At 65.7% G+C, this 16,145-nt stretch carries 13 protein-coding genes and 1 tRNA gene; 5 read left to right on the plus strand and 9 right to left on the minus strand.

All coding sequences use genetic code 11. The features are described from left to right. Positions 1-60 precede the first annotated feature (60 nt). The 4 genes from rho to ACXJKC_RS09640 form a co-directional block, all read right to left on the minus strand. Positions 61-2,022, minus strand: coding sequence for a transcription termination factor Rho (gene rho / locus ACXJKC_RS09625; protein ID WP_456696479.1), 1,962 nt, complete (start codon positions 2,020-2,022; stop codon positions 61-63). Positions 2,023-2,228: 206 nt separating this feature from the next. After that, complete coding sequence (gene thrB, locus ACXJKC_RS09630; protein WP_456696480.1) at positions 2,229-3,104, minus strand: homoserine kinase; 876 nt, start codon at positions 3,102-3,104, stop codon at positions 2,229-2,231. Continuing rightward, positions 3,101-4,165, minus strand: coding sequence for a threonine synthase (gene thrC, locus ACXJKC_RS09635; RefSeq protein WP_456696481.1), 1,065 nt, complete (start codon positions 4,163-4,165; stop codon positions 3,101-3,103). The genes thrB and thrC overlap by 4 nt, the downstream gene beginning before the upstream one ends. Beyond that, a complete protein-coding gene (locus ACXJKC_RS09640) occupies positions 4,165-5,484 on the minus strand; it encodes a homoserine dehydrogenase (protein WP_456696482.1) in 1,320 nt (439 codons plus the stop codon). Before ACXJKC_RS09640 ends, thrC begins: the two co-directional genes overlap by 1 nt. 176 nt (positions 5,485-5,660) lie before the next feature. Between ACXJKC_RS09640 and ACXJKC_RS09645 the strand changes: the two genes are divergently transcribed. Then, positions 5,661-7,586, plus strand: coding sequence for a carboxypeptidase regulatory-like domain-containing protein (locus ACXJKC_RS09645; protein WP_456696483.1), 1,926 nt, complete (start codon positions 5,661-5,663; stop codon positions 7,584-7,586). Here the strand turns inward: ACXJKC_RS09645 and ACXJKC_RS09650 are convergent. Then, positions 7,576-8,952 (minus strand): MFS transporter, encoded by a 1,377-nt coding sequence (locus ACXJKC_RS09650; protein ID WP_456696484.1) that lies wholly within the window; start codon positions 8,950-8,952, stop codon positions 7,576-7,578. The two genes, ACXJKC_RS09645 and ACXJKC_RS09650, sit on opposite strands and share 11 nt — an antisense overlap. 119 nt (positions 8,953-9,071) lie before the next feature. Between ACXJKC_RS09650 and soxR the strand changes: the two genes are divergently transcribed. Beyond that, positions 9,072-9,509 carry a redox-sensitive transcriptional activator SoxR gene (soxR, locus tag ACXJKC_RS09655; protein WP_456696485.1) on the plus strand — a complete coding sequence of 146 codons (438 nt, stop codon included), beginning with the start codon at positions 9,072-9,074 and terminating at the stop codon, positions 9,507-9,509. A gap of 13 nt (positions 9,510-9,522) precedes the next feature. On the opposite strand, the gene ACXJKC_RS09660 is transcribed toward soxR, so the two are convergent. The 4 genes from ACXJKC_RS09660 to ACXJKC_RS09675 all read right to left on the minus strand — a co-directional run bounded on the left by ACXJKC_RS09660 (position 9,523) and on the right by ACXJKC_RS09675 (position 13,680). Continuing rightward, positions 9,523-10,152, minus strand: coding sequence for a DUF1345 domain-containing protein (locus tag ACXJKC_RS09660; protein WP_456696486.1), 630 nt, complete (start codon positions 10,150-10,152; stop codon positions 9,523-9,525). 12 nt (positions 10,153-10,164) lie between these two features. After that, entirely contained in the window at positions 10,165-11,559 is a 1,395-nt protein-coding gene (gene lysA, locus ACXJKC_RS09665) for a diaminopimelate decarboxylase (protein ID WP_456696652.1), read from the minus strand. After that, positions 11,559-13,223, minus strand: a complete 1,665-nt coding sequence (gene argS, locus ACXJKC_RS09670) for an arginine--tRNA ligase (RefSeq protein WP_456696487.1) — start codon at positions 13,221-13,223, stop codon at positions 11,559-11,561. Before argS ends, lysA begins: the two co-directional genes overlap by 1 nt. Before the next feature lie 61 nt (positions 13,224-13,284). Further along, positions 13,285-13,680 carry a response regulator gene (locus ACXJKC_RS09675; protein ID WP_456696488.1) on the minus strand — a complete coding sequence of 132 codons (396 nt, stop codon included), beginning with the start codon at positions 13,678-13,680 and terminating at the stop codon, positions 13,285-13,287. A 53-nt stretch (positions 13,681-13,733) separates the two neighbouring features. Between ACXJKC_RS09675 and ACXJKC_RS09680 the strand changes: the two genes are divergently transcribed. The 3 genes from ACXJKC_RS09680 (at position 13,734) to ACXJKC_RS09690 (ending at position 16,144) form a co-directional block, all read left to right on the plus strand. Then, a tRNA-Arg gene (locus ACXJKC_RS09680) sits at positions 13,734-13,805 on the plus strand. Between the two features lie 52 nt (positions 13,806-13,857). After that, on the plus strand, positions 13,858-14,892 hold the full coding sequence (locus ACXJKC_RS09685; protein WP_456696653.1) for an NAD(P)/FAD-dependent oxidoreductase: 1,035 nt from the start codon (positions 13,858-13,860) through the stop codon (positions 14,890-14,892). A gap of 112 nt (positions 14,893-15,004) precedes the next feature. After that, a complete protein-coding gene (locus ACXJKC_RS09690) occupies positions 15,005-16,144 on the plus strand; it encodes a N(5)-(carboxyethyl)ornithine synthase (RefSeq protein WP_456696489.1) in 1,140 nt (379 codons plus the stop codon). Position 16,145: the final 1 nt, after the last annotated feature.

Here is a 16,145-nt window from a genome sequence, read left to right on the forward strand (position 1 = left end):
GCATGACAAAGGGGCGCACCCGGTCTCCCGGATACGCCCCTCACGATGACATGGGTCAAGTCAGCTGCTGACAGCCTTCTTGGCCGGAGCCGCCTTGTCGATCTGGGCCGCGAACTCGGCGTTGGTCGAGGTCTTCTTGAGAGTGTCGAGGACCAGTTCGAGGCCCTGCTTGCCTTCGACGCCGGACAGCTTGCGACGCAGCTTCCATGCTGCGGCGAGCTCGTCGGACCCCATCAGCAACTCTTCGCGTCCCGTGCTGGAAGCGTTGACGTCGATGGCAGGGAAGATGCGCTTGTCGGCGAGGTCGCGACGCAGACGCAGCTCCCAGTTCCCGGTGCCGGCGAACTCCTCGAAGATGACCTCGTCGGTCCGCGAGCCGGTCTCCACGAGCGCGGTCGCCAGGATCGTCAGCGATCCACCGTCTTCGATATTGCGGGCAGCACCGAAGAACTTCTTGGTCGGATACAGCGATGAGGGGTCGACCCCATGCGACACGGCCCGGCCCGAATTCGGCGCGGTCTGGCTGTAGGCACGGCCCAGACGGGTGAGACCGTCGAGCAGCAGGACGACATCGTGTCCCAGCTCGACGAGCCGCTTGGCGCGTTCGATCGCGAGTTCGGCAACTGTCGTGTGGTCAGTGGCCGGACGGTCGAACGTCGAGGCGATGACTTCACCCTTGACAGTGCGCTGGAAGTCAGTGACCTCTTCGGGACGCTCGTCGACCAGGACGATCATCAGGTGGCATTCGGGATTGTTGGCCGTGATCGCGTTGGCGATCTGCTGCATGACCATGGTCTTGCCGGCCCTCGGGGGCGAGACGATCAGGCCACGCTGACCCTTGCCGATCGGCGAGACCAGGTCGATGACCCGGCCCGTCAGTCCGCCCGCGTCGCCCTCGAGGCGCAGGCGCTCCGACGGGTGAAGCGGGGTCAGCTTGGAGAACTCAACGCGCTTATTGGCCTCTTCGAGCGTCATCCCGTTGACCGAGTCGATCTTGACCATCGGGTTGAACTTTTCCTTGCGCTCACCTTCACGGGGCTGGCGCACCTGGCCGACCACGGCGTCACCGCGGCGAAGGCCCCACTTGCGGACCATCGAGAGGGAGACGTAGACGTCATTCTCGCTCGGCAGGTATCCGGTCGTGCGGACGAAGGCGTAGTTGTCGAGGATGTCGAGGATTCCCGCTGCGGGAACCAGGACATCGTCCTCGGTGTAAGACGTGTCGACGTCAACGCCCGTGCGGCCGCCCGAACGGTTACGTCCGCGGCGGTTGCGACGACGTGCGTTGCCGTCCTCGTCCTCTTCGAGCGCGGCTGCGGCAGCCTGGCCCTGAGGGTTCTGCTGATTCTGTGGGTTGTTCTGGTTCTGGTTGCGGTTTTGGTTCTGGTTGTTGCGACCGGCACCGCGGCCTTCGTTGTTGTTCTGGTTCTGGTTGTTCTGATTGCGATTGCGGTTACGGTTGCGTCCGCCGTCTGCCTCGTCGTCCTTGGACTCTTCGGTTGCAGGAGCTTCGTTCCTGGCGGAGTCGGCCTTGACCGCCTCGTTCTTCGGCGCGGTCTTCTTGGCCGCTGCCTTGGGAGCCTGCTCTGCCGGGGCATCCGCCTTCACAGCCTCGGCCTTGGCCTCGACGGGGGCGTCTTCCTTGGCGGCGGCCGGCTTGCGCTTGCGCGCCGGACGGCTCGCCTTGACCGGCGCCGCGTCGGCAACCGGGTCGCTCTTGGCCTCGGGCACAGTCGTCCCGGTCGGCAGGACGGGCGCCGTGGTCGGCTCGTCGATGACGGCCGGAGCGGACGCAGCCTTGACGGCGGCCTTGGTCGAGGTGCCTGCGTCGCCGCGGGCGATCTTGATCGCGTCGATCAATGCACCTTTGCGCATCTTCTGCGCGCCGGTGATGCCGAGTTCTGCGGCAATTTCCTGCAGCTCGGCGAGCACCTTTCCACCCAGCCCTCCCCCGGTTCGTTTGGGGGCGCTGGCCGCAGCCGGAGGCGCGGAAATGTCAGGTGTCGTGGTGGTTTCAGTCACGTGGGTTCCTTTTAATGGGGGCGCAAGGCCAGTGATCCGGGATACCGGAACGCACCGAGGTGCAACTCGTACGGACGAGCGCCTCGTATGGCACTGCGGCACTTGCGTTGTCACTGTCGGGGAGATGAACTCAACTCCGACATTTCCACCATAGCACTCTGATGGCGCTTGGTCTCGCGCTTGGGTTGACCTGGGCGGAACGGATTTCAGACGACCCGGGCACCAGTCTGGTCGATCGCCAGTTCGTGCACGGCCCAACCAGCCGGGCCCCGGTCAGCCACGCCACGGGCGAAGGCCAGCACGGTGGGTCCGGCGCCCGAGATGATGGCCGGGATTCCCTCGACTCGGAGCTGACGCAGCAGCTTGTACGAGTCGGGCATCGCCTCGGCACGATAGGACTGATGGAGCCAGTCTTCGGTGGCGGAGATCAGTCGGCGCGGGGCGACGGTCAAGGCCGCGACCAGAAGCGCTGCCCGTCCGGCATTCGCGGCCGCATCGCGGTGCGGGACCATTTCTGGGAGTAGCCCGCGCGCCTTTTCGGTCGAAACCGGCGTCGGCGGCACGAACACCGTGACCTCGACGTCGGTCTGCAACCGCTCGACTTCGGCCGCAGCGCCGTCAGTCCAGGCGATCGTGAGTCCGCCGAACATCGCGGCAGCGACGTTGTCGGGGTGACCTTCCAGGTCGACCGCGAGCTGAAATGCCGCGGCGTCGTCGAGCAGCGATTCGCCCCCGTCGACCAGAGCACGGGCCAGCACGATACCGCCGACGATCGCGGCCGACGACGACCCGAGTCCGCGACCGTGCGGGATCGCATTGATGCACGTGAGGCGAAGACCCGGCGGGCGCCCGCCGATCAGATCGAATGCCGCGTACATGGCCTGGACGACCAAATGCGTTTCATCGAGCGGGACGCCGTTGCTGCCTTCGCCGGTGACCCGGATCTCGAGCCCGCTGTCGATCACCTCGGCCGTGACGATGTCGTACAGGTCGAGCGCGAGCCCCAGCGCGTCGAAGCCGGGTCCCAGATTGGCGCTCGAAGCCGGGACCTCGACCGTGACCGGGCCGTCGACGAACGTCACAGCAGGCCTGCGGCGGCTGCCGCGGCGTCAACGTCGGCCTTGATGACCGCATCGACAAGCGTGCCGACACCGGACAGTGCGGTGTCGATGTCCTTGAGCCCGTGACCCGTCACGGTGACGGCGATCGTCTGACCGGCCTCGACCTTGCCCGCCGCGGCGGCCGCCAGCAGACCTGCGACGCTGGCCGCCGATCCGGGCTCCACGAAAATGCCGTCGTGCGAAGCCAACTCACGCTGCGCCTGCAGGATCTGCTCGTCGCTGACCGAATCGATCAGACCACCGGATTCATCACGTGCTGCCTCCGCGAGATGCCACGAGGCAGGGTTGCCGATACGTATCGCCGTGGCAATCGTCTCGGGATTCGGGATCGGCGCACCCTGAACGATGGGATCGGCGCCCTTGGCCTGGAAGCCCCACATCGCGGGTGTCTTGCTCGCGATGCCGGCCTCGGCGTACTCGCGGTAACCCAGCCAATAAGCCGAGATATTGCCGGCGTTGCCGACCGGCAGGACATGTAGGTCAGGCGTCTTGCCGAGGGCGTCGACGATTTCGAATGCCGCGGTCTTCTGCCCCTGCAGTCTGACCGGGTTGACCGAATTGACCAGCGCAACCGGGTACTTGTCGGCGAGTGCCCGCGACAGCTGCAGGCATTCGTCGAAACCGCCCTCGACCTGGATGACCTCGGCCCCGTGCATGATCGCCTGAGCCATCTTTCCGGCCGCGATCTTGCCGTGCGGCACCAGGACGATCGGGGTCAGTCCCGCCTGGGCCGCATAGGCGGTCATGGACGCTGAGGTGTTGCCGGTCGAGGCGCAGACCACGGCCTTGGCACCTTCGCCCAGCGCAACCGAGACCGCCGCGGTCATGCCGCGATCCTTGAACGATCCGGTGGGGTTGTTGCCTTCGACCTTGATCCAGACATCGCCGCGCACGAGACCCGACAACCAGGCCGAATGGACCAGCGGCGTACCGCCTTCGCCCAATGTGACCACGGGAGTCTCGGCCGTGACCGGAAGCCACTCGCGATACTCCTCGATCACGCCACGCCACAGGTGTGCCATCAGAATCCTCCCTCGACGCGCATCACCGATGTCACGTCACGCACCATGTCGAGCTCTCGCAGCGAGTCGACCGTCGCCGACAACGCGGCGTCGTCGGCCTCATGGGTCACGATGACCAACTGGGCATCGGAGCCACTGCCTTCTTGACGAACCGTCTTGATCGAGACGTCGAACGCCGCGAAGGCGCTCGCGACCGAGGCAAGCACACCGGCACGGTCGTCGACGTCGATCGACACGTGATAGCGGGTGCGGGCCCGGCCCATGTCGAGGACTTCAAGGTCGGCGTGGGTCGACTCGCCCGGCCCGAAGACATTGCTGCGCCGGTTGCGCGCGACGGAGACGACATCGCCGAGCACCGCGCTCGCGGTCGGCGCACCACCGGCACCGGGGCCGTAGAACATCAGCTGCCCCGCGGCTTCGCTCTCGACGAACACCGCGTTGTAGGCGCCGTGGACGCTCGCGAGCGGGTGAGTCAGCGGAATCATCGCCGGGTGCACCCGCGCGGAGACCGCGGCTCCGTCGGGGGTGTCGCGTCGCTCGCAGATCGCGAGCAGTTTGACGACACAGCCCATTTCGTCGGCGGACCGAACATCTGCCGCGGTGACTTCGGTAATGCCTTCACGGTGGACGTCGCCGATCGTCACCCTGGTGTGGAAGGCGAGGCCGGCCAGGATCGCTGCCTTGGCCGCGGCGTCGAAACCTTCGATGTCGGCGGTCGGATCTGCCTCGGCGTAGCCGAGCCTCTGGGCCTCGTCGAGGGCCTCCGAGAAGCCCTGGCCGGTCGTGGTCATGGCGTCGAGGATGAAGTTGGTCGTTCCGTTGACGATGCCGAGCACCCGCTCGACCCGGTCACCGGCCAGCGACTCACGCAGCGGACGGACGATCGGGATCGCACCGGCGACGGCTGCCTCGAAGTAGAGGTCACGCTCGGCCTTGTGCGCGGCGTCGAACAGAGTCGCGCCGTCTTCGGCGAGCAGTGCCTTGTTGGCGGTGACGACAGAAGCGCCGTTCTCCAGCGCCGTCAGAATCAGTTCACGAGCCGGCTCGATGCCGCCGATGACCTCGATCACAACATCGATGTCGCCGCGTGAGACGAGTCCGACCGCATCGGTCGTGAACAGCTCGTCGGGCAGGTCGAGATCGCGTTCGCGGCCCAGACGACGAACCGCGATACCCGCCAGTTCGAGCGGAGCACCGACGCGCTGCGCGAGTTCGTCTGCGTCCCGCGTGAGGAGTCGGGCCACTTCCGTGCCCACGACACCGCAGCCCAGCAGGGCGATGCGGAGCGGACGACCGGGGGACCACGAGGATGCGCTCACGGGTCAAGGGTATCGGCGTGCGGGCCGCAGCGGACCACTCCCCCGAATCCCGACCCGCGTCCCCCACAGCAATGACACCGCAACCGACCCGATTTGGCCCGCAGACACAGTGTCTGCCTATTATCGAACGCGACGGGGGTCGAGGGGCCCTACTGATCGAATCCTCCGGGGGCTCCATGAACACGTCCACGACCACGCGGTCGCGCAATTTCCGACCGACCAGCCTGATCGGCGCTGTCATCGCCCTGTGTCTGGTTCTGACCGGCATGACGATCCAGTCGGCACAGGCCGCCGACACCGGCTCGATCACCGGCAAGGTCTTCACCAAGGCCGTCGGTGGGAGCAACGTCCCGGCCAGCAGCGTCTTCATCTATCTGTCCTATTCGGCGACGATCAATGGCGGCTACGACAGCGTCGACTCCGATCCGTCCACGCCGAACACCAACGGCTTCTCGTTCACCGGCAACACGTTCGCGTTGACGGGACTCAAGGCTGGCTACTACAAGTTCGAGGTCGCCGGCGTCGGCAACAACGCTTACCAGCGCGAGTACTACAACGACAAGGACAGTCTCGGCGGCGCGACCCCCGTCCAGGTCGGCACCGGAGCCACGGCGGTCAACGACATGGTGCTGGAGCCCGCCGGCCAAATCACCGGCAAGGTCACCGACCGCGCCGGGAAGCCTTTGGCCAAGGCGTCGATCTCGTTCGAGGACTCTGATCGCGGCGGAAGCCACTCAGCCACTACTGACGCCAACGGAAACTTCACATCTCAGAAGGACCCCGCGGACGGATTCGGCGTCGGCCTGGTCCGCGGCTCCTACCGTGTGTCGGCACGATTCGACGACTACACGAACCCTGATGCGCCGTCCTACGAACAGCGCTACTGGCAGGACAGCGCGACCTACGCCGCCGCGACCCCTGTGACCGTGACCCCAGGAGCCACCACAGGGTCGATCAACATCAAGCTGGACGTGGCTCCCCGCATGAAGCTCACGGTCAAGGATCCGGCCGGCAACCCGCTGCCCAACACTCCTGTCGGCATCTACGTGTTCTACAACGGCGCTTGGGGCCCGTATCAGGCCGGACCGAACGAGACCGACGCCACCGGCGTCTACCGCCGGACCTTGCGGATCGGTGACCGCTACAAGTTCTTCATCACGCCTCCGACAGGCGTCGGTGGGGTCAAGGAGTGGTACGACAACGCCTACACCGAGGCCACGGCCAAGGAGATCAAGGCCACCGCGTACGGGCAGGTCATCGACTTCGAGATCAAGCTCGGCGCCGCCCCCGCGGTGACCGGTGCCACCCCGACGATCTCGGGGACGCCACAAGTCGGCCAGACCCTCACCGCGGCTCCCGGCACCTGGGGGCCCACCGGCGTCGCACTGACCTACCAGTGGCTGGCTGCCGGCGCACCGATCACCGGAGCCAAGGCCAAGACGTACTCCCCCGTCGCAGCCGACGTCGGAAAAGCCCTGACGGTCAAGGTCACCGGAACCCTCGCCAACCACACGTCGACGTCCAAGACCTCCGCGGCGACCGCAGCCGTCACGCTGCCGACCGTCACCATCACAGGCGCCACCCCGACGATCTCGGGCACGCCGACGACCGGCCGGACGTTGACCGTCAAGCCAGGTACCTGGGGACCCAGCGGCGTGGTGCTGAGTCAGCAGTGGTTCGCCAGCAACGTCGCCATCCCCGGTGCCACGGGCACCACGTTCAAGGTCGCCAATGCGCAGGCCGGCAAGCAGATCACGGTACGAGTGACCGGGAAGCGCAACGATGCTGTGGCCGTGACGAAGGCATCAAGCCCGACAGCCAAGGCCTCCGGCGTCCTGACCCCGAAGAAGGTCTCGATCAGCGGAACTCGGAAGGTCGGCAAGAAGCTTCGGGCCGACACCTCCTTGTGGGGTGCCAAGCCGATCAAGTTGAGCTACAAGTGGTACCGCAATGGCAAGACGATCTCGGGCCAGACCGGCCGGTACTACAAGCTGCGCAAGGCCGACAAGGGCAAGCGCATCTCGGTTCGGGTCTACCAGCGCAAGACCTCGTACCTGACCGCCAGCAAGCTCAGCTCGAAGACCGGCAAGATCAAGAAGTAGCCCTCGCGACGAGTCGTGAGGCCAGTCCCGCCGCCGTCGCAGCCGCGACGGCGGCGAGGACGAACACCAGGACATAGCCCGTCATCGGGTGGACCGTCAGCATCGTCGCGAACACGACGCCACCCACCGCGAGAACGAGCGACTGCACGACCGCGTCATTGGTCTGCATCGCGGCGCTGTTGGCACCCTGCTCATCGGGCGCCGAGCTGTCCAGCAACAGGACTCCGAGGGTCGGCGCGGCCATCCCCATACCGAGACCGCCAATGCTCCACAGCGCCGCGACGATCACGATGGGGACGGTCGAATCGAGCGTCAGGAACGCCGAGCCGATCGCGACGAGGACGCCCAACGCCCCGAGGCGCACCCGCAGCGGCTTTGATCCGAGCGCAGGTAGATTCGCTGCCAACCACGAGCCGGTGAACCACAGCACCGCGGCCGAGGTCAGGAAGAGTCCCGCCTGCGTCACGGTGAAACCGCGATGCTCCACGAGCGACAGGGGCAAGTAGGTCTCCGCGCCGAAGTAGCCGGCACTCAGGAGCCCTCGCGTCGCGATGACGCTCGGCAGACCCCGTCTGCCTTTCCAGGCGCCTCGCGGGAGAAGCTTCGGAGCATTGAACACGACGAGGACGAGTCCGCCCGCCAACATGACCGGCCACCACGGGTGAGACCTCTGCCCCGCAAGGCTCACCGCGAGGATTCCGGTTGCGATCAGCGCGGCCCGCCACGTCCGCCGGTGACTCGCTCGAATCGCCGGATCGCCGTCGATGGAGCCGACCGCCGGCCAGATCAATGACAGCGCGACGACGGCAAGTGCCGGAACGATCAAGAAGACCCACCGCCAACCCACCGTCTCGGCGATGAACCCGGCGATGACAGGTCCGACGAGCGCAGGGAGCACCCATGCGCTGGTCATGACCGTGAACACTCGCGCACGCAGATGTTCGGGGAACGTGCGTCCGATCACGACGTACAGCGCAACCGAGATCAGCCCCATGCCCAGGCCCTGCACGACGCGTCCTACCAGGAATACCGACATCGTCGAGGCGATTCCGGCCACGATCAGCCCGGCTGAGAAGACCCCGACGCCGAGGCGCAGTGCCCGTGCTGGTCCGTTGCGGTCGATCTCGGGCCCGGCGAGGGTCATTGACACCACGCCGACAGCAATGGGGGCCGCGAACGACAACGCGTACAACATGAGCCCGTCAAGCTGCTTGGCCACCTCAGGCATGACCGTGGCGACCGCGAGCGATTCGAACGCGACCAGGAATGCCAACGCGAAGATTCCGGCCACGACGGCCCCATGAGGTCCGAACCACAGATTCTCCGACCTCGTCCGGCCCAACTCGTACTGCCTACTCGCGTGCATTCTGCTCCTTCAAAGCTCGATGCCCACATTCCACAACCTCAACTTTGGTTTAGGTCAATCGAACGAGGGATACCTCACGCCTCGGCCCGGTTCTGGATACCTCAAGTAAGGTCAAGGTCATGGTGTCGAAACATCGCGATCTGACTCCCAAGGAAGTCGCCGAGCGATCTGGAGTCGCAGTCTCCGCTCTGCACTTCTACGAACGCGAGGCTCTCATCGAGAGCACCCGGACGGCCGGGAACCAGCGCCGCTATCACCGCGATGTTCTGCGCCGGATCGCGTTCATCCGGGTCTCGCAGCGACTGGGGATACCGCTCGCACGCATCCGCGACGCCCTCGGCACTCTTCCGACGGACCGGGTGCCGACCAAGGCAGACTGGTCTCGGCTGTCCCAGAAATGGCGTTCGGATCTCGACTACCGGATCGACCAGCTGCAACGACTGCGCGACGACTTGGACGGTTGCATCGGCTGTGGCTGCCTGTCGCTGAGGAGCTGCACGCTCTACAACTCCAATGACGAGCTGTCCGCCCGCGGCTCCGGTCCCCAGCGCCTCTGACCTGCCGGAGGCCTCAGCTGGCGAGGCTGATCGCCAGGTTGATCGTCGTGGCGACGACCACGGTACCGAAGACGTAGGACAGCAAGGCATGACGCAACACGATGCCCCGCAGCGCGCTGGTTCTCAGGTTCGTGTCGGAGATCTGAAAGGTCATGCCCACCGAGAACGCGACATAGGCGAAGTCGACATACCGAGGCGCATCGTCGGTGTTGAAGTCGATGTCACGGACCGGTCCGTCGAAGTATTGGCTGGCGTAGCGCAAAGTGAAGAGGGTGTGGATCAGGAGCCACGACAGTGCGACCCCTGCCAGAGCAGTGGCTGCCAGCACATCGGACCTGGTCGAGGAGCCCGAACGCGCCTCGACCAACAACATCGCGGCTGCACCGAGGCTCGCCACGCTCGCCACCAGTATCAACAGCTCCGCCATGGATCTGACAGGATCCTCGCGCTGAGCATGCGATGCGGTGCCGGCCGCATCCATGCGACCGATCACGAGCCACACCCACGTGATGTAGACCAGGCATGCCGCCGCCCAGCCGAGGACCAGCCCGAGCGTCCAGCTGTCCGCCACCGCGACCATCGCACCGATGACCACGCCGACCACGAGCATCGCGGCGAATCTGGCTACAGAGCGGTGGACCATGGTCGCCACAACCTAGCCGATGTCGAGGACCAAGAGATCGTCTTCGGTCTCACGCCGCAGGATGACCCGTGCCTCACCATCGCGGACCGCGACGACCGCAGCACGCGGGACGTGGTTGTAGTTGCTCGCAAGCGAGCGGCAGTACGCACCCGTGCCGGGAACTGCGAGCAGATCGCCGACCGTGACGTCGCCAGGCAGGAACTCGTCCTTGACCACAATGTCGCCGGACTCGCAGTGCTTGCCGACGACCCGACTCAGCACCGCGGGCGCGTCCGACGTCCGGGAAGCCAAGGTGCATGAGTAGTCGGCGCCATAGAGCGCCGGGCGGATGTTGTCACTCATACCGCCGTCGACCGATATGTAACGTCGCGACGCCCCGGCGTCGAGTGCGACCGACTTGGTCGTGCCGACTTCGTACAGGGTGAAGGTCGACGGTCCGGCGATCGCACGTCCGGGCTCGATCGACAGATGCGGTATTGCCACTCCCAGTCCAAGACATTCATCTTCAACTATTTTCAACATCGCCGTCGCGAGATCGGCTGCAGACGACGGATCGTCCTGGGTCGTGTAGGCGATGCCGAAGCCGCCACCCAGATCGAACTCGGGCATCGCCACGCCGAGTTCCTTCTCTATCTCGGCATGCAGCCGCAGCACACGACGGGCAGCGACCTCGAAACCGTCGGTCACGAAGATCTGCGAGCCGATGTGCGAGTGCAATCCGCGCAGTTCGAGGCCAGGCGTCGCCAGCACCCTGCGGGCAGCCTCGAAGGCATCGCCCCCGCTGATCGAGAAGCCGAACTTCTGGTCCTCGTGCGAAGTCGAGATGTACTCGTGCGTGTGCGCCTCGACTCCGGCCGTCACACGGATCATGACCGGCGCTGTGACACCCAGCTCCGCGGTCAGATCGCGCAGTCGATCGATCTCCAGCAGCGAGTCGATGATGATGCGGCCGACTCCGGCCTCCAGCGCACGACGCAGTTCGGCGACTGACTTGTTGTTGCCGTGCAGGCCGATGCGCCCAGCCGGAAAGCCTGCCTTGAGCGCGACCGCGAGTTCGCCGCCGGAGCACACGTCGAGGTTGAGTCCTTCTTCGTCGATCCACCGCGCGGCCGCGACGCACAAGAACGCCTTGCCCGCGTAATAGACGTCGGCCCCGACGAACGCCTCCTTGAACCCGCGGGCGCGGCGGCGGAAGTCATCCTCGTCGACGACATAGGTCGGCGTGCCGAACTCGGCCGCGAGGTCGAGCACCGACTCCCCCGCGACGGTCAGGACGCCGTCGACCTTGGACACGCCGTCGGACCACAGGTGCGAGACCAGCTGATTGGGATCTTCGGGGCTCTTCAGCCAAGCAGGACCGCGGTCGCCGGCCTGGCCGTGGATCGCGCCGGCCTCATGACTGCGCATCACATACGCTCCGGTGCCGAGACGCCGAGAAGGCCGAGACCGTTGGCGATGACCTGCCGCGTCGCGGCGACCAGCATGAGCCGGGCTCGATGCAGATCGGTCGGTTCCTCGTCTCCCTTGGGCAGCACATGTGCGACGTCGTAGAACTTGTGGAATGCCGCTGCGGTGTCTTCGAGGTACCGGGCGACCCGGTGCGGCTCGCGCAACTCCGCGGCCCGTGCCACGACCTTGGGATAGTCGGCCAGTGAACGAAGCAGTGCGCCTTCTTGGTCGACGACCAGGAGCGAGGGGTTGAACGTCGACTCGTCGAGGACGACGTTCAGATCGGCGGCATTGCGAATGATCGACGACAAGCGCGCATGCGCGTACTGCACGTAGAAGACCGGATTGTCGCTGGTCTGGCTCGCCCACAGGTCGAGGTCGAGGTCGATCATCGAATCCATCGAATAGCGCGCCAGGGCGTAGCGCGAGGCATCGACGCCGATCGCCTCGACGAGGTCTTCCAACGTCAGGACCGTGCCGGCGCGCTTGCTCATGCGCAGCGGCTGGCCGTCACGGACCAGGTTGACGAGCTGACCGATCAGCAGTTCGAGGTTGACCTTGGGGGTGTCGCCGAAGGCGGCGCACATCGCCATCATCCGCGACACGTAGCCGTGGTGATCCGCGCCGAGCATGATGAGGCAGCGATCGAAGCCGCGCTCACGCTTGTCGAGGTAGTAGGCCAGATCGCCGGAGATGTAGGCCGGCTGACCGTCGGACTTGATGACGACGCGGTCCTTGTCGTCGCCGAACTCCGAGGTCTTGAGCCAGCGCGCATCGTCCTTGTCGTACATCATCCCGAGCTCGTCGAGGCGCGCGATGGCCCGATCGACCGCACCGGACTCATGCAGATCGTTCTCGTGGAAGTACACGTCGAAGTCGACGCCGAAGTCGTGCAAGCTCTGCTTGATCTCGGTGAACATCAAGTCGACGCCCTCGGCCCGGAACGTCTCGAGCGCTTCGGCGTCGGGCAGCTCCACGACGCCGGGCACCTTGGCGACGACGGTCGCGGCGATATCGGAGATGTACTGGCCGCCGTAACCATCCTCGGGAGCGTCTTCCCCGCGGGCATCGGCCAGCAGCGAACGGGCGAAGCGATCGATCTGGACGCCGTGGTCGTTGAAGTAGTACTCCCGCGTCACGTCGGCGCCGATCGCGGTCAGGATGCGACCCAGCGAATCACCGACGGCCGCCCACCGGACGCCGCCGATGTGAATCGGGCCCGTGGGGTTGGCGCTGACGAACTCCAGGTTGACCTTCTGCCCGGCGTACAGATCGCTTGTGCCGTAAGACTGACCGGCCGCGACGATCTGCGGTGCCAGAGCGCCTTGTGCGCCCGCGTCGACGCGGATGTTGAGGAAGCCGGGCCCGGCGATCTCGGCACTGGCGATCCCGTCGGCAGACGTCAGCGAATCGGCCAGCAGCTGCGCGAACTCGCGCGGATTCATGCCGGCCTTCTTGCCGAGTTGCAAGGCGATATTCGTCGCGTAGTCGCCGTGCTCCTTGACCTTGGGACGCTCGACCACGACTTTGGCCGGCACGCCGTCCGGCAAAACGATGGTGCCCGACTCGCTGAGGGCGGTCAGGGCACTGATGATGGTCGCGGAAAGCTGGTCGGGGGTCACCGGTCAAGGGTATCGGTCGAGCACTTCGTCCTGCTTCGACGACCCACGTGGTCGAGCACAATCAGGACTGGACTTCGCGGCCCTTGGCTCCTTCGATGACGTCACGCACCGTGCTGACCAGGAAGTCCGGATCGAAGGGCTTGATGACGTACGCATCGACCCCGGCCTCCGATGCCCTCTGGATGTCGGCGGGGTGACTCTGTGTCGTCACCATGACGACGGCGACGTGCTTGAACCGGGGATCCGCCCGCACTGACGTGACCGTCGCGACACCGTCGAGTCTTGGCATCATGACGTCGACCGTGATGACGTCCGGCAGAACTTCCATACGGCTGAGCACGTCGAGGCAGTCCACCCCGTCGACGGCTTCGTCGACGTCGAAGCCTGCAATTTCCAGGTTCGTCCGGATCAGGAAGCGGATCGATGGGGTGTCGTCCACGACGAGCACTCTGGGCATGCGAATGACCCTAGCCGTCGTGCGGTAGGCTCACACCGCAGTTGGCCGTATTGGCCCCCGTAGCTCAGGGGATAGAGCGCCGCCCTCCGGAGGCGGAAGCGCAGGTTCGAATCCTGCCGGGGGCACAGTTTCGAGGAGAATCCGATTCACAGCGCGGCACGAGGAACGCCACGACGTATCGCCGTCGTCGGTGCCGGAGTGGTTGGAGCCGCCGTTGCCTACCACCTCGCCCGCGAGGGTGCCCAGGTCCTGCTGATCGAAGCGGGGCCCACCGCCGGCGGCGGAGTGACCAGAGACTCGTTCGCCTGGATAGGCCTTTCTGCGTCTGCGCCCGACCAGGAGCAGGCGACCTTGCGCCGCCTCGCATCTGACGAACTCGATCGCCTCGCGACCGAGCTCCCCGTGCCGATCTCACTTCGCCGACACGGGGCGTTGTCATGGCCGGTCGGACCCGCCGCCGGCTCGGCCCGGATCGTCGACCGCCACGAGATCAAGCGACTCGAACCCCGGCTCCTCAATCCCCCGTCGACGGCCGTTTTCGCCGAGCATGACGGCAGCGTCGATCCGGTGGCATTGACGATGTCATTGCTAAGAGGAGCGCAGGGTCTCGGAGCCGAGCTGTCGGCGGAAACAGATGTGCACGAGGTGCTCGTGTCCAACGGGAGAGTCACCGGACTCCGAACGTCGGCCGGAACGATTGACATAGACACCGTCGTGCTCACCGCAGGCACCGAGACCACCAGACTGGCCCTCACCGCAGGCGTCCGGGTGCCGATCAATTCCTCACCTTGCATTCTCATGCGGTTCAACACGCCCACCCCTTTGGTGAATCGGATCGTGTCGGGTCCCGACTTCGAGCTCCGGCAAGCCACAGACACTGCGCTGCTCGCGGCCGAGGACTACATCGACGACTCCCCGACGAATGGACCTGACGTGCTCGCGCGACTCGCCCTTGCCTCGATCCACCGCGAGATCGCCGACGCGCAAGGCGTCACGCTCACCGACGTCTCGGTCGGTCACCGCCCCATTCCCGCAGACGGTCGTCCGATCGTCGGCAGCGCTGCAGAAGCCGACGGCCTGTACGTCGTGTCGGCCCACGCCGCGGTTGCGCTCTCGGCAGGACTCGGTCGTCTCGCAGCAGAAGAGATCTGCCACGACCGCAGATTCCAGATCCTCGAGCCATTTCGACCCGCCCGGTTCGCGAAGGCATGATCAACGCGTCAGGTGACGTGACCCACATCTGTTAGCTTGTGGATGGCCGTTCTGACGGCAGATCTATCCCGGAGCAGCCGATTCCTGTGGAATATCCAGTTCTGGAGTCCGCATGGACCAACTCACGCTCGGTGTCATCGCCCGCACGGCCAAGGAGAACGAACGGCGTCTGCCGATTCATCCCCGGCACCTCGAACGCCTGACCGACGCGGTCCGGCCGTACATCTTCTTGGAGGAAGGATACGGCGAGGGGTTCGGATTCTCCGACGACGAGCTGCGCCCTCTGGTGGCCGGACTACTGCCCCGCGCAGAGCTGATCGCCCGCTGCGACATCATCTTGCTGACCAAGCCGAGTGCCGCCGACCTGCTGGAACTGCGAGAAGGGCAGACGTTGTGGGGCTGGCCACACTGTGTCCAGGACCAGGCACTCACGCAGGCCGCGATCGATCGCAAGTTGACGTTGATCGCGTGGGAGGCCATGAACCACTGGAGCGGCGAAGGGAACTTCCTGCTCCACACATTCCACAAGAACAACGAGCTCGCGGGATACTGCTCGGTGCTGCACGCGATGGAGATCGCCGGGCTCACCGGCAACTACGGTCGCCGGCTCAGTGCTGCCGTGATCGGCTTCGGCGCGACCGCTCGCGGAGCGGTGACTGCGCTCAGTGCGCACGGAATCCACGACGTCGACATCTTCACCCAGCGCGGCGTCGCTGCCGTCAGCGCGCCGATCCACTCCGCACGTATCGTGCACTTCGATCCCGCCGCATCACCGGCCGAGAGCCGCGCGTTCGTCGATCAGGAGTGGGCGCCCATGCCTGCTCTGCTCGCCGGACACGACGTCATCGTCAACTGCGTGCTGCAGGACCCCAACTCCCCCATGTCATTCCTCATGGACGCCGATCTGCCCACGTTGCCGTCGGGAACACTCGTCGTGGACGTGTCGTGCGACGAGGGCATGGGCTTCGAATGGGCTCGACCGACGACCTTCGACGATCCGACCTTCACGGTCGGCAATGGCGTGACGTACTACGCCGTCGATCACAGCCCGTCATATCTGTGGAACTCCGCGACCTGGGAGATCAGTCAGGCGCTGCTGCCCTACCTCGGTAAGGTCCTGGACGGTCCTACATCGTGGGACGCCGACGAGACCGTGCGGCGCGCGATCGAGATCCGCAACGGTGTCATCCAGAACCCGGACATCCTGGCGTTCCAGAAGCGTTCGGGAGACTTCCCGCACCTGCCGGTCTGAC

It is taken from the genome of Aeromicrobium sp. P5_D10, from assembly GCF_054049535.1.

Excerpts from the sequence above, each read along its gene's own strand:
- thrC (WP_456696481.1), bottom strand. The coding sequence starts at position 4,165 with ATGGCACACCTGTGGCGTGGCGTGATCGAGGAGTATCGCGAGTGGCTT.
- ACXJKC_RS09645 (WP_456696483.1), top strand. The coding sequence starts at position 5,661 with ATGAACACGTCCACGACCACGCGGTCGCGCAATTTCCGACCGACCAGC.
- ACXJKC_RS09650 (WP_456696484.1), bottom strand. The coding sequence starts at position 8,952 with ATGCACGCGAGTAGGCAGTACGAGTTGGGCCGGACGAGGTCGGAGAAT.
- soxR (WP_456696485.1), top strand. The coding sequence starts at position 9,072 with ATGGTGTCGAAACATCGCGATCTGACTCCCAAGGAAGTCGCCGAGCGA.
- ACXJKC_RS09660 (WP_456696486.1), bottom strand. The coding sequence starts at position 10,152 with ATGGTCCACCGCTCTGTAGCCAGATTCGCCGCGATGCTCGTGGTCGGC.
- lysA (WP_456696652.1), bottom strand. The coding sequence starts at position 11,559 with ATGCGCAGTCATGAGGCCGGCGCGATCCACGGCCAGGCCGGCGACCGC.
- ACXJKC_RS09675 (WP_456696488.1), bottom strand. The coding sequence starts at position 13,680 with ATGCCCAGAGTGCTCGTCGTGGACGACACCCCATCGATCCGCTTCCTG.
- ACXJKC_RS09690 (WP_456696489.1), top strand. The coding sequence starts at position 15,005 with ATGGACCAACTCACGCTCGGTGTCATCGCCCGCACGGCCAAGGAGAAC.